The sequence below is a fragment of the Denitratisoma sp. DHT3 genome (genome assembly GCF_007833355.1).
In the GTDB taxonomy this organism is placed as follows: Bacteria; Pseudomonadota; Gammaproteobacteria; order Burkholderiales; family Rhodocyclaceae; genus Denitratisoma.
The window spans coordinates 801,773-814,706 of sequence record NZ_CP020914.1 but is presented as its reverse complement, the minus strand read 5'-3'; the positions used below and the strand labels follow the sequence as shown (position 1 = coordinate 814,706).

General features: G+C 63.6%; 14 protein-coding genes and 1 tRNA gene. 9 read left to right on the top strand and 6 right to left on the bottom strand.

Annotated features, from left to right (window positions below):
* Positions 1 to 34: 34 nt before the first annotated feature.
* Complete coding sequence (locus tag B9N43_RS03675; RefSeq protein WP_145840980.1) at positions 35 to 826, bottom strand: outer membrane protein assembly factor BamD; 792 nt, start codon at positions 824 to 826, stop codon at positions 35 to 37.
* Here B9N43_RS03675 and rluD point away from each other — a divergent pair.
* The 9 genes from rluD (at position 825) to B9N43_RS03630 (ending at position 8,509) form a co-directional block, all read left to right on the top strand.
* Positions 825 to 1,799, top strand: coding sequence for a 23S rRNA pseudouridine(1911/1915/1917) synthase RluD (rluD, locus tag B9N43_RS03670; protein WP_145840979.1), 975 nt, complete (start codon positions 825 to 827; stop codon positions 1,797 to 1,799). The two genes, B9N43_RS03675 and rluD, sit on opposite strands and share 2 nt — an antisense overlap.
* Positions 1,796 to 2,554, top strand: a complete 759-nt coding sequence (gene pgeF / locus B9N43_RS03665) for a peptidoglycan editing factor PgeF (RefSeq protein WP_145840978.1) — start codon at positions 1,796 to 1,798, stop codon at positions 2,552 to 2,554. Before rluD ends, pgeF begins: the two co-directional genes overlap by 4 nt.
* 31 nt (positions 2,555 to 2,585) lie before the next feature.
* Positions 2,586 to 3,374 carry a ZIP family metal transporter gene (locus B9N43_RS03660; RefSeq protein WP_145840977.1) on the top strand — a complete coding sequence of 263 codons (789 nt, stop codon included), beginning with the start codon at positions 2,586 to 2,588 and terminating at the stop codon, positions 3,372 to 3,374.
* An 87-nt stretch (positions 3,375 to 3,461) separates the two neighbouring features.
* Positions 3,462 to 4,967: an exopolyphosphatase gene (ppx, locus tag B9N43_RS03655; protein WP_145840976.1), complete on the top strand. Its 1,506-nt coding sequence runs from the start codon at positions 3,462 to 3,464 to the stop codon at positions 4,965 to 4,967.
* Positions 4,967 to 6,097, top strand: coding sequence for an MlaE family ABC transporter permease (locus tag B9N43_RS03650; protein ID WP_145840975.1), 1,131 nt, complete (start codon positions 4,967 to 4,969; stop codon positions 6,095 to 6,097). Before ppx ends, B9N43_RS03650 begins: the two co-directional genes overlap by 1 nt.
* On the top strand, positions 6,094 to 6,855 hold the full coding sequence (locus B9N43_RS03645; RefSeq protein WP_145840974.1) for an ABC transporter ATP-binding protein: 762 nt from the start codon (positions 6,094 to 6,096) through the stop codon (positions 6,853 to 6,855). Before B9N43_RS03650 ends, B9N43_RS03645 begins: the two co-directional genes overlap by 4 nt.
* Positions 6,855 to 7,754 (top strand): MlaD family protein, encoded by a 900-nt coding sequence (locus B9N43_RS03640; RefSeq protein ID WP_145840973.1) that lies wholly within the window; start codon positions 6,855 to 6,857, stop codon positions 7,752 to 7,754. Before B9N43_RS03645 ends, B9N43_RS03640 begins: the two co-directional genes overlap by 1 nt.
* Positions 7,735 to 8,349 carry an ABC-type transport auxiliary lipoprotein family protein gene (locus B9N43_RS03635; protein ID WP_145840972.1) on the top strand — a complete coding sequence of 205 codons (615 nt, stop codon included), beginning with the start codon at positions 7,735 to 7,737 and terminating at the stop codon, positions 8,347 to 8,349. Before B9N43_RS03640 ends, B9N43_RS03635 begins: the two co-directional genes overlap by 20 nt.
* Positions 8,350 to 8,432: 83 nt before the next feature.
* Positions 8,433 to 8,509: transfer RNA gene (locus B9N43_RS03630), tRNA-Asp, on the top strand.
* Between the two features lie 272 nt (positions 8,510 to 8,781).
* Here B9N43_RS03630 and B9N43_RS03625 read toward each other — a convergent pair.
* The 5 genes from B9N43_RS03625 to mltG are packed head-to-tail and all read right to left on the bottom strand — an operon-like array spanning position 8,782 to position 12,863.
* Positions 8,782 to 9,417: an ankyrin repeat domain-containing protein gene (locus B9N43_RS03625; protein WP_145840971.1), complete on the bottom strand. Its 636-nt coding sequence runs from the start codon at positions 9,415 to 9,417 to the stop codon at positions 8,782 to 8,784.
* Complete coding sequence (locus tag B9N43_RS03620; RefSeq protein ID WP_145843420.1) at positions 9,414 to 10,190, bottom strand: TatD family hydrolase; 777 nt, start codon at positions 10,188 to 10,190, stop codon at positions 9,414 to 9,416. The genes B9N43_RS03625 and B9N43_RS03620 overlap by 4 nt, the downstream gene beginning before the upstream one ends.
* Positions 10,191 to 10,205: 15 nt before the next feature.
* Positions 10,206 to 11,261 carry a DNA polymerase III subunit delta' gene (holB, locus tag B9N43_RS03615; RefSeq protein ID WP_145840970.1) on the bottom strand — a complete coding sequence of 352 codons (1,056 nt, stop codon included), beginning with the start codon at positions 11,259 to 11,261 and terminating at the stop codon, positions 10,206 to 10,208.
* Positions 11,254 to 11,868, bottom strand: coding sequence for a dTMP kinase (gene tmk / locus B9N43_RS03610; protein ID WP_145840969.1), 615 nt, complete (start codon positions 11,866 to 11,868; stop codon positions 11,254 to 11,256). The genes holB and tmk overlap by 8 nt, the downstream gene beginning before the upstream one ends.
* The gene (mltG, locus tag B9N43_RS03605) at positions 11,865 to 12,863 is read right to left on the bottom strand and encodes an endolytic transglycosylase MltG (protein ID WP_145840968.1); all 999 of its coding nucleotides are present in this window, start codon (positions 12,861 to 12,863) and stop codon (positions 11,865 to 11,867) included. The genes tmk and mltG overlap by 4 nt, the downstream gene beginning before the upstream one ends.
* Positions 12,864 to 12,934 lie beyond the last annotated feature (71 nt).

Sequence of the window (12,934 nt, the reverse complement as noted above, 5' to 3'; positions counted from 1 at the left end):
CAGCCTTTTTTCGTTCACTGTGAGAGCGGCCGAGCTACCAGAATTTCCACCAGGCACCGCCTTCTTCGATATTCGAGAAGTACTTGCTCTTGGGAAAGTTCTTGCGCATCACCCGCTCCGCGTCGTTGCGCAGATCCTTCATGTCGAGCGCATCGTACGCCTTGACCATGATGAACAGCGCCTCCTCGTTGGCCGGCGCATCGGGGTAGGTGCGGATGGTCTCCTGGGCCCGGTTGGCGGCGGCCACATAGGCGCCCCGCTTCAGGTAGTAACGGGCGACATGGACCTCATGGGAAGCCAGGGCGTTAAGCAGGTAGGCCATGCGCTTGGCTGAGTCCGCGGCGTACTTGCTCTCGGGGAATTTGGCCACCAGCTCGCGGAAAGTCGAGAACGACTCGCGCGCCGCCTTGGGGTCGCGCTCCGATTGGTCCTGTTCGCTGAGGAAACTGAAAATGCCCAGGTCCTCGTTGAAGTTCACCAGCCCCTTCAGATAGTAGGCGTAGTCGACGTTCGGATGATTGGGATGCAGACGGATGAAGCGGTCGCAGGCGGAAATCGCGGAGGCCGGTTCGTAGTTCTTGTAGTAGGCATAGGCGATTTCCAACTGGGCCTGTTGCGCGTAACGGCCATAGGGATAGCGAGACTCGAGCTTCTCGAAAAGCTTGATCGCCTTGTCGTAGATGCCTTCGGACATGGCGCTGCGCGCCTCCGAATAGAGTTTGGCCGCGGACCAGTTGGCCTCGGGCTCTTCGGGCTTGTCGGGAAACAGCCCGCAACCAGCCAGCAGAAGGGAAAGCAATGCGGCGAGAACGGCTAAACTACGCATGATGAAGGCCTTGGAAACAAACGCGGGCGATTATAGCCCATGCCCTGTCGCGCCCCGTTGCGCTACGATCCCCCGGGAATACGCCGGGCTGCGTCTGGACGCGGCCCTGGCCCGGCTGTTTCCCGACCTCTCGCGCAGCCGACTCCAGGCCTGGCTGAAGGCGGGGAAAGTGAGGGTGGCCGGCGCCGCCGCCGATCCCAAGTCCAAGGCCTGGGGCGGCGAGCAGGTCGAGGTGGACGCCACGCCGGAAGCGGCCCAGACCACCCATGCCGCCGAGGCCATGGCGTTGCCGGTGACGTACGAGGACGAATCGATCCTGGTGATCGACAAGCCGGTGGGCCTGGTGGTGCACCCGGGCAGCGGCAACTGGTCCGGCACTTTGCTCAATGCGTTGCTGCACCATGCCCCGGACTTGGCCCAATTGCCCCGTGCCGGCATCGTCCATCGGCTGGACAAGGACACCAGCGGCCTGATGGTGGTGGCCAAGACCCTGGTCGCGCAGACCGATCTGGTGCGCCAGCTCCAGGCGCGCACGGTCAAGCGCCATTACCTGGCGCTGGTACACGGCGTTCTGGCGCGGGACGGCACGGTGGACGCGCCCATCGGTCGCCATCCCAGCCAGCGCGTCAAGATGGCCGTGGTGCCGGGCGGCCGCGAAGCCCGCACCCATTACCAGGTGCTGGAGCGCTTTCCCCGCGCCACGCTGGTGGAGTGTCGTCTGGATACCGGCCGCACGCATCAGATCCGGGTCCATATGGCCACGCTCGGCCATCCCCTGGTGGGGGACGAGACCTATGGTCGGGGGCGGCGCAAGAGTGGCGATCAGACGCTCGATGCCTTCCCCCGCCAGGCCCTGCATGCCTGGCGCCTGGGCCTGATCCATCCGGCCAGCGGCGCCGCGCTGCACTGGGAAAGCCCGCTGCCGGACGATTTCACCGGATTGCTGAGCGTCTTGCGCAGCCGGACGTCATGAGCGGCGCAACCCTCCTGTATCCGGACTGGCCGGCACCACCGCGGGTGCGGGCTGCGGTCACCACCCGGCTGGGCGGCGTGAGCCAGCCGCCCTATGACTCGCTCAACCTGGGCGGCCACGTCGGCGACGACCCGGCGGCGGTGGCAAGCAATCGCCGACGTCTGGGAACGCTGATCCCCGATCTGCCGGCGGAGCCGCTCTGGCTGAATCAGGTCCATGGCACCCGTTGCCTGAACGCCGACAGCGCGCAAGCGGGAACGGAGGCCGACGCCGCGGTGACCGAAAAGCCCGGCGTGGTCTGCGCCGTGCTAACCGCCGACTGCCTGCCGGTGCTGCTCTGCGACCGGGCCGGCAGCGTGGTGGGCGTCGCCCACGCCGGTTGGCGCGGGTTGCTGGCCGGCGTGATCGAAAGCACGGTGACCGCGATGCACCGGCCCGGGGCGGAATTGCTGGCCTGGCTGGGGCCGGCGATCGGCCCGGCCGCCTTCGAAGTGGGGGAGGAGGTGAGGGCGGCTTTCCTGGTCCGCGATCCGCGGGCGGCCACGTCATTCCGCGCCGGTGCGGAGGGCAAATGGCTGTGCGATCTCTACGCCCTGGCCCGGCAACGCCTGGCCGCGCTGGAAGTCACGGCGGTGAGCGGCGGCGGTTCATGCACTCATGAGGATGTCCGGCGTTTCTATTCCTTCCGCCGCGACGGCGTCACCGGCCGCATGGCCAGCCTGATCTGGCTGGCACCGGCGCTGCAACGCGTATAATCCGCCGCCCCCGCCGAGGCCGTCCGCCCCCATGAGCACATTGTCCTGGATCATTGTCATGTCCCTGCTGGGTGGTGCCCTCAGCGTCATCATGGCGGCGGCATTCGCCTTTTCCGCCCGGGCGGCCTGGGTGCCTCACCTGATCAGCTACGCCATCGGTGCCTTGCTGGGGGCCTCATTCCTGGAAGTGCTGCCCCATGCCATGACCTCGGGCGGCGACGCGGAGACCAGCGCCGGTTTTGTGCTGGGCGGCATTCTGGTGTTCTTCGTGCTGGAAAAACTGGTGCTCTGGCGCCACTGCCACATTGAGCACTGCGAGGGGCACGAATCCATACCCGAGCACATCCACGGTCACGACCATGGCCGCAGCGGCCTGCTGATCCTGGTGGGCGACACCTTCCACAACTTTGTCGACGGCGTGCTGATCGCCGCCGCCTTCATGGAAGACACGCGGTTGGGCGTGGTCACCGCGCTGGCCATCATCGCCCACGAGATTCCGCAGGAAGTGGGGGATTTCATGATTTTGCTGCATTCCGGCTATTCACGCGGCAAGGCTTTCGCCTTCAACCTGCTCTCCAGCTTTGCCACGCTGGTCGGCGCGCTGCTGGCCTACTTCGCACTGTCGACGGCCCAGAGCGCGGTGCCTGCGATGCTGTCCATGGCGGCGGCCAGCATGATCTATGTGGCCGTGGCCGACCTGATCCCCGGTCTGCACAAGCGTACCGAACTGCGCGCCACCGTTCAGCAGGTGATCCTGATCGGTCTGGGCATCGCTTCGATCGTATTGACCCATCACTTGGTCGAAGCTTCCGGCATATAGCAAGGGCGGCGGCCTCCGCAGCGCAAACTCGCTAGAATCGGGCATGCTCCGGCAAGCAGATATTCCTCTCCGACCGCGTCCCGATTCATGAGCCAGCACCTCATCGCCGCCGTAGACCTCGGCTCCAACAGCTTCCGGCTCCAGGTGGGGCGGGTGGTGGGCAATCAGATATTTCCTCTCGACTCGATCAAGGATCCGGTGCGCCTGGCGGCGGGACTGGGAGCGGACAAGCGCCTGGACGGCGCCTCGCAGTTGCGCGCCATCGATGCCCTGGCACGTTTCGGCGAACGACTGCGGGGCTTTCCCCAAGAGCGGGTGCGGGCGGTGGCCACCAATACCTTGCGGGTGGCGAAGAACACGCCCGACTTCCTGGCCGAAGCCCAGGCGGCGCTGGGTTTTCCGATCGAGGTGATCGCCGGGCGCGAGGAGGCCCGCCTGATCTATCTGGGGGTGGCCCATACCCTGCCCAATCCGCGCACCCGGCAGTTGGTGGTGGATATCGGCGGCGGCTCGACGGAATTCATCATCGGCAGCAATTTCCAGCCCGCCCAGCTGGAATCCCTCTACATGGGCTGCGTCAGTTTCAGCCTGCGTTTCTTCCCCGACGGCCGGGTGGACAAGCGACGCATGAAGGAGGCCGAACTGGCTGCCCGCAGCGAGATCCAATCCATCGTCCAGACCTACCGGGAGTCGGGCTGGGAGGAGGCCGTGGGTTCGTCCGGCACCGCCAAGGCCATCGCCGACCTGATCGAACTGAACGGCATGGGGCAGGGGGGAGAGATCACTCGCGCAGGACTGGAGCAACTGCGCGGCCTGCTGCTGCGCGCCGGCGATCCGGCACGGCTGGTCTTGCAGGGAATGCGTCCGGACCGGGTGCCGGTGCTGCCGGGCGGCATCGCCATCATGTCGGCGGTGTTCTCCGAATTCGAATTGGAGCGGATGACCTTTTCCGAAGGCGCGTTGCGCCTAGGCGTGCTCTACGATCTGCTGGGGCGTTATCACCATGACGACCTGCGGGAGGCCACGGTCGGACTGTTCATGCAGCGCTACAGCGTGGACCGGCGCCAGGCGGCCCGGGTCAGCCAGACCGCGCTGGGGTTCCTGCAGCAATTGGAACCGGCATGCCGCGATCCCGAGCACATCGACAGCCTGTTCCTGGTATGGGCGGCGCGCCTCCACGAAATCGGCATTTCCGTGGCCCATGCCGGCTACCACAAGCACAGCGCCTACATCCTGGCCAATGCCGACATGCCCGGCTTCTCCCGCCAGGATCAGGCACGCCTGGCCCGCATCGTCCAGGCCCACCGGGGCAAACTGGAGCGGATGCAGGGAGAGCACATCGAGTTGCACGATTGGCGGCTGATTTTCTGTCTGCGCCTGGCGGCGGTGCTGCATCGCTCCCGTACCGACGACAGCCTGCCGGAAATCGACGTTTTCATCAGCGGCGACAATTTCCACGTCGTGCTGGAGCAGGGCTGGCTGGATGACGCTCCCCTGACCGGCAACGCCCTGGCGGACGAGCGTCAGCACTGGGCGGCACTGGGCATGAACCTCAAGATCAAGGAGCGGCGCCCGGCCGCTGTCGGTCGCTGATGGACCTTCGGCCCGCCCGGCTTGAGATCCTGGAACATGGGACCGGGCGCCAGGTGGCGCTATCGGGGGCCTGGACCGTGGCAGGAATTGCGGCGGGCGGCGAGCTGTTGCGCCAGTCGCTCGAATCCGTGGCCCGGCAACGCATCGAAGACTGGCGCTGTCTTGACATAGACGCCATGGACAGTGCCGGCGCGGTGCTGATCCTGCACAACTGGCGGGAGCGGCGCCCTCTGGCCCTGGCCGCGCGGGACGAGCATCTGCGTCTGCTGGAGCGTCTGGATGCCGTGGCCCATAAGCCGGAACCGCCGGCAGTGCGCGGCACCTGGACCCGTTCACTGGCCATCCTGGGCCGCTACCTGTTTCACATCCGCCGCAGTCTGGCGGATTTTCTCGCCACACTCGGGCAGACGACACTCGATGCGCTGCATGTGCTGCGCCATCCGACCGACATGCCCTGGCGGGAAGTTTCGGCCAATCTCTACAAGACCGGTTTTCGGGCGTTGCCCATCACCACCCTGGTGGGCTTCCTGATCGGCGTCGTGCTGTCCTATCTGTTTGCGCTCCAACTCAAACAACTGGGAGCCGATGTGTTGATCGTGAACGTGCTGGGCCTGGGCATCATCCGCGAAGTGGGCCCGGTGTTGACGGCGGTGCTGGTGGCCGGCCGCTCCGGTTCGGCCATCACCGCCCAGATGGGCGTGATGCGGGTGACCGAGGAAATCGACGCCCTGGCGGCGATGGGCGTGCCGCTGGGGTTGCGCGTGGTATTTCCGAAGGTGCTGGCGCTGGCCATCACCATGCCGCTGCTGGTGCTGTGGACATCGGCCATCGCCTTGCTGGGCGGCATGCTCTCGGCGTGGTGGCAATTGGACATCAGCCACGACCTGTTCCTGGATCTGCTGCCCAAGGTGGTGCCCATCGCCAATTTGTGGATCGGCCAGCTCAAGGGTGTCGCCTTCGGCCTGGCGGTGGCGCTCATCGCCTGCCATTTCGGCTTGCGCGTCAAGCCGAATACCGAAAGCCTGGCGGCCAAGACCACCGCCTCGGTGGTGATCTCCATCACCGCGGTGATTCTGGTGGATGCGATCTTCGCCATCGTCACCCGCGGTATCGGAGTCCCCAAGCTATGAACCCGCCGGTGATCGAGGTGCGGGGGCTCCACACGCGCTACGGCGAGCGCTGGGTCCACCAGGGGATCGACCTGCGCGTCGACAGGGGAGAGGTGCTGGCGCTGGTGGGTGGCTCGGGCAGCGGCAAGACCACCTTGCTGCGGCAGATGATCGGCCTGCTGCAACCCACGCAAGGCAGCGTCCGTGTTTTCGGCGAACCCCTGTTCGGCGGCGGCCGATGGCGCGAACGGGCGCTGCGCCGGCGTTTCGGCGTGCTGTTCCAGCAAGGGGCGCTGTTCTCGGCGCTCAACGTATTCGACAACGTCGCCTTTCCGCTGCGCGAACTGAAGCTTTTCAGCGAGGCCGAGATCCGCGACATGGTCCGCTTCAAGCTGGATCAGGTGGAACTGTTGCCCGAGCATGGCCAATTGATGCCGGCGGAGCTTTCGGGCGGAATGGTGAAACGCGTCGCCCTGGCTCGCGCCTTGGCGCTGGTACCCGAGTTGTTGCTGCTGGACGAGCCGACGGCAGGACTGGATCCCGATCGATCGGAAAGCTTTGTGCAACTGATCCGGCAACTGGATCGCGAGCTGGGGTTGACCGTCGTCCTGGTCACTCACGATATCGCGACTGTCGCCGCGCTGGCGACACGGGTCGCGGTTTTGGCGGAGGGCCGTATACTGGCTCTCGACAGCCTGGATGGAATCATGCGCAGCGACAACCCATTCATCCGCAATTTTTTCCATAGCGACCGCCTCCAGGCGTCGGAGGGAGCGTGATGGAGAATCGTGCTCATGCCCTCGCCGCAGGCGGTTTCGTGCTCCTGTTGGTGCTGACCCTGGCGCTTGCCGCGTGGTGGATGGAAGAGCGGCATAACGACACTCGGGAATACCTGCTGGTGACGGCGCGCAGTGTGGCCGGCCTGAATCCCCAGGCCCAGGTGCGCTATCGCGGCATCCGCGCGGGCAAGGTCCTGGACATCGACCTCGATCCTCGCGACGCCCGCTTGATCCTGGTCCGAATCAGTCTGAACGCCGACCTTCCGGTCACGCGCGCGACGCGCGCCCGCCTCAATGCCCAGGGCGTGACGGGGCTGTCCTATGTCATGATCGAGGACGACAACAGCGATCCCACGCCGATGACGGCGGCTCCCGGCGAATTGCCCCGCATCGCCCTGGAGTCGTCCGGTACGGATGCCATCGGCGAGATGGCGGCTCGCATCGGCCGTGCCTTTGACGAACGCACGGTGCAGGATTTCAAGCGCACCCTGGCGAACCTGTCGTCGGCTTCCGAAGGGCTGAAGGAGTTGCCGGCGATCCTGGCCGCGCTGCGCGAGGCATTGAGCGAAACCAATCTGGCGCGACTGCAAAAGCTGCTGGCCCATCTGGAGCACGCCGCAGGCGAAGCAGCGCCGCTGACCGCCGAATTGAGAGGGCTGGTGACCTCGATCCAGGGGCTCGGCCAACGCCTCGACCGGCTGACGGTGGAGGCGGGCGGCGAACTCAGCGAGGAAACCCTGCCCCGTTTGCGGGCCTTGTTAGGCGATCTGCAACGAAATTCACGACAACTCAACCGTGTTCTCGAGCATCTGGATGATGCCCCCCAGGCGGTGATCTTCGGCCCTGCCGCATCGGCGCCGGGACCAGGCGAACCAGGCTATGTCCCTCGGCCCCATTGAAAGATTGACCATGCGGATCTTGATTCTCGGCGTATCGAGCTTGCTGTTGTGGGGCTGCGGCATCGGAGGAGGGCAGCGGCCTGAAATCGCGCTCTATGACCTGGAGCCGGCCGGACCGATTGACGCATCGGTGCCGCCGGGGCTCATTGGACGGATCGAAGTCCAGGCGCCATCCTGGCTGGCCACTTCAGCCATGCAATATCGCCTGGCAGCGGAACCCGGTCGCCGCCGCGACTTCGCCCAAAGCCGCTGGGCCGCGCCGCCGGCCGAATTGCTGGAAGGCAGTCTGCGGCGCCACCTCACAAGCAGTGGCACTTGCCGGCTGCGGCTGGAACTGGACGAATGGATCCAGGCCTTCGACACCGCCGGAGACAGCCAGGCACATCTGGCTGTGCGCACCGTCCTGACCGCCCGGCGCGGCACGGAACCGCTGGCCGTCCATCGTTTTGACATGGCGCAGGATGCCGGGCGCAATGCCATTGCCGGAGCCTCCGCTTTCGCCACATTGGGGCGGCGACTCGCCGCCGACGTTGCAAAATGGGCAGCTGACCAGGAACGGCGGAACCCCAGGCTAGCGGCTGTCTGCGCTCAATGATTGGTTCTGGAATCCTTGAAATTCCCGCTTGAATTCTTGCGCCAAGCCCGGAACCGTGGCAGAATTCGCACCTCTTCCGCAGTGGAGCGGTAGTTCAGTTGGTTAGAATACCGGCCTGTCACGCCGGGGGTCGCGGGTTCGAGTCCCGTCCGCTCCGCCAAATATCAGACGTAAAAGCCCCGGTTTTTGAAATAAACCGGGGCTTTTCTGTTTCTTAAAGACCAAACAAACTGATTTTGGTCTGAATGTCACGGCTTTATTTGTCGAACGACGTCTGATTTTCGTTGGCGTGTCAAAGTGGCGGCGAGGGGATCATCGCCGAAAACCTACGCCACGAGCAGCGCAAACTTATCAAGTACAATCTTATATTTTACATAATGCACATTATTAAGCACAAAGGTGACGCCGAGAATCTACCCATTGCTTTTCCTCCTATGGACGATCAAGCCGCCTGATCACTTCTGCAATATCCGTGTTGTTGGCTTTAAGCGCAATATCTAGTGCGGTTTGGCCCTGGTCGTCTTGGAGCGCGGTGTTTGCCCCGTGAGTGAGCAGCAATTTGACCACCGCTAAATGTCCATTTCGTGCTGCAAGCATGAGCGGAGTCTGTTGGTTGGGGGATGCTCTGTTCACTTGCGCCCCGCGATCCAACAGAAAATTCACCACGGTTTCGTGGCCATTGAATGCTGCATAGGCCAAGGGCCCCCAGCTATTTGCCAGCAATGCTTCTATCGGTGCGCCGGCCTCGGCTAGCTGTCGTACCGTAGCCAGGTGCCCGTTGAGCGCCGCCAAGGCCATTGCATTGTCACCATATTTATTTACTTTCAATAAATTAGGGCGATATCTTAAGATTGTTTCCAATGTCCGGGTATGGCCATCCCGGGCTGCGAACATCAGCAGACTGGTCCCATCGCGATCAGCGGTATCGACGTCCATGCCCCGCTGCAGAAGGGCCGCCACGTCCTCGGTATGCCCCTGCTGGGCAGCAAAAATAATGTCGTCGTAGACACCGGCTTGAGCCAGGTGTACGCCCAATATCGACAAGAACAGCGCCAGCCAGTATTTCATTCAGGTGCTCCGGGAATCCTGAACAGTTCGAAGAAATTTCGAGTGGTGGCCGCAGTGATGACGTCCAGTTCCACATCCCGCAGCCTGGCGATCTCCTCGGCCACATAACGTACATAAGCCGGTTCGTTGCGTTTGCCCCGATGAGGGACAGGCGCCAGATAAGGGCAGTCGGTTTCCACCAGCAATCGATCCAGCGGGACTTGCCGGGCCACAGCTTTCAGGTCGATGGCGTTCTTGAAGGTGACGATCCCGGAAAAGGAGATGTGGAAGCCCAGATCGAGCGCTTGGCGGGCCACGTCCATGGACTCGGTGAAGCAATGGAACACGCCCCCCGCCGCCTCGGCTCCCTCCTCCCGCAGAATCGCCAGCGTATCCGCAGCGGCGGAGCGCGTATGGATGATCAGGGGCTTGCCTGCCCGTAGCGCCGCCCGGATATGGCGGCGAAAGCGTTGCCGCTGCCATTCCAGATCGCCTTCCAGCCGGTAGTAATCCAGGCCGGTCTCGCCAATGGCGACCACCTTCGGGTGGGCCGCCAATTGCACCAGCTCATCTTCGGTGGGGTCGCGCCCTTCCTGATGATCGGGATGCACGCCGACAGCCCCGTAAATATTGGGATGAGCCTCAACGAGCGCCAGCAGCGCAGGAAAGTCCTCCAGCGTCACGCCGGCGCATAGCCCCCAGCCCACTCCCAGGGTACGCATGTTGTCCAGCAATTGAGGGATTTCGCTGGCGAAATCGGGGAAATTCAGGTGGCAGTGGGAGTCGACAAGCAGCATGGGAATCGAAAGTCAGTTTCTGTTCGGCGTCACGGCGACTGCGCAACGGGCCGCCAGATCCTCCAGAAACAGCATGGTGTTCAGAGGGTGTCGCGCCGTCGCACGAATTTTCAGCAGACTGGCATGGCAACGCTGGAGCCGGATCGGGTCGGCATTACCAGCGATCCGAGCGACCTGGCTGGCCTTGCTGGAAAGGTAGCGCGGCGATGCGGCGGCATTGACCCGGATCAGGTCGTAGAGCCATTTCTGCACCGTATCCACCAGAATCTCGAGCGTCAGATCGGAATTGGCCCGCAATTGCGCATCCCAATGAGCGGCGAGGGCCAAAGGGTCCAATGGCAGTTTGTCCATGGGTGCCAGAATCTGCGTGGTGCTGTCCTTGGCGCCCCGCTCGCTGCGCAGCTTGGCTTTCAGGGGGGCGCCGCCTGCCAACGCGAGTTCCGATTCGGCATCGGCAACCCCGGCCTGCTTCAGCCAGGCGGCCGCCTCGGCAGCTGCAGGAGTACCGAAAAGCACCTTGCGACAGCGGCTGCGCAAGGTTGGCAGAAGGTTTCTCCACTTGGATGAAACCATTATGAAATAAACAGATGCCGGAGGTTCTTCAAGTATCTTGAGAATTGAATTGGCCGCTGCCGTATTCATCGCATCAGCTGGATCGACAATCACTACCCGGTTGCCGTTGCGGTGGCTGCCGATGAATATGAAATCTTCCAGGGCTCGAATCTGGTCGACCTTGATCTGGGTGGCAGGTGCCGTTTTTTTCGCGGAGGTTTTGCCGGTTGCACCCTCCTCGCCTTCGGGCTCATCGACTTCCAGTGTCACTTTGCGAAAGTCGGGATGATTTCCTGTCGCAAGCCAGTGGCAGGCTTCGCATCGGCCGCAGGCGCGGTTGTCCTCGGGAGATTCGCATAGAAGACGGGCCGCCAGCGCTTGGGCAAAGCCGCTTTTACCGATGCCGCCGGGACCCGCCAACAGCAGGGCATGGGGCAGATTGGCAGAGTTGGCAAGTAGGGAGTCCCATTGCGTTACATGCCACGGAAGAATATTACTTTTAATTAAATTAGACACTTGAGATTCTTACCTCAAGTATTTCTTGAATATTTTGGATGGACTGGCTGGCGTCGATCAGGCAAAAGCGTCCGGCGCATTCGGCAGCGCGCCGATGGTAAGCCGCCCTCACCCGCTCGAAAAATGCCTGTTGCTCCCGCTCGAAGCGGTCCAGCGCATTGCCGGTTCCCTGGAGACGCTGCCGAGCGACGCCGGCGTCCAGATCGAACAGCAAGGTCAGATCCGGTTGCAGATCGCTTTGCACCCATTGTTCCAACTGGGCGAGTTTCTCCCAGGCCAGTCCCCGTCCGCCGCCTTGGTAGGCGAAACTGGCATCGGTGAAGCGGTCTGAAACCACCCAATCTCCACGCGCCAGGGCCGGCGCGATCACTTCGGCGATATGCTCGCGACGGGCGGCGAACATCAGCAGGGCTTCGGTTTCCAGGTGCATGGGTTCCGTCAGCAACAGCCCGCGCAGCTTTTCACCCAGCGGCGTGCCGCCGGGTTCGCGCGTGGAAACCACGGTATGTCCGCGCGCCCGCAGATGCTCGACCAGCCAGGCATGGTGGGTACTCTTGCCAGCCCCGTCGATGCCCTCCAGGGTGATGAACTTGCCTCTTGCGCTCATCCGGCGCCTCTCTTGCGTTTCTGGTAGCGCACCACGGCCCGGTTATGCTCGTCCAGGGTGCGGGAAAACTCGCTCGAACCGTCGCCCCGCGCCACGAAATAAAAATGGTCGCCGCCGGCCGGACTCAATGCGGCCCGCAGCGATGCGAGGCCAGGCATGGCGATCGGGGTCGGCGGCAGGCCGGGCCGGGTGTAGGTGTTGTAAGGGGTATCCGTTTGCAAGTCCCGCTTGCGCAAATCGCCGTCAAAGACTTCCCCCAACCCATAGATCACCGTCGGGTCGGTTTGCAGCAACATGCCTGCCCGCAATCGATTGACGAAAACCCCGGCAACCCGCGGGCGATCGGCCGCCTGCCCGGTCTCCTTCTCGACAATCGAGGCCATGATCAGCGCTTCATAGGGTGTGCGGTAGGGCGTTCCCGCCGGGCGGCGCGCCCATTCGTCCTCCAGGCGCTGCTGCATGGCCCGGAAGGCGCGCCGCAACACGTCCAGATCGCTGGATTGCTTGGATGCCAGGTAGGTGTCCGGAAAGAACAGCCCTTCCGGATGTGCTTCCCTGGCCCCCAGCCGGGACAGTATCTCGGCTTCGCTCAGTCCCTTGGTATCGTGGCGAAGGTCCGGATGGGCATCCAGCACCGCCCGCCACTGACGAAAAGTCTTGCCCTCCAGCAGCACCACTTCCACCTGGGATACGTCGCCCCGCGTCAGCTTGGCCAGTAGTTGCCAGGGCGTGACGCCCTGCTCCACCTCATAACTACCGGCCTTGATGTCCGCCGCCTTGCCCAGCAAACGCCCCAGCAGGGAAAACTGCCAGGGCATGAAACCGGCGCCGGCCTCCGCCATCAGTCGAGATGAGGCCGCCAATCCCGTGCCGGGGGGAATGGTGAATTCCAGCGGCGTCGACTTGAGTTCCAACGGGCGGATCGCAAACCAGCCGATGGCGATGACGGTAGCCAAGCCGGTCGTCACCAGCAGCAGGAACAGACGCTTGAGCATGGGAAATGGCGAAAGGAAAGCGGGAACCGGCGAGAGGGATCGGTGGGCGTGGGAAGAAATACCGGTGCCTA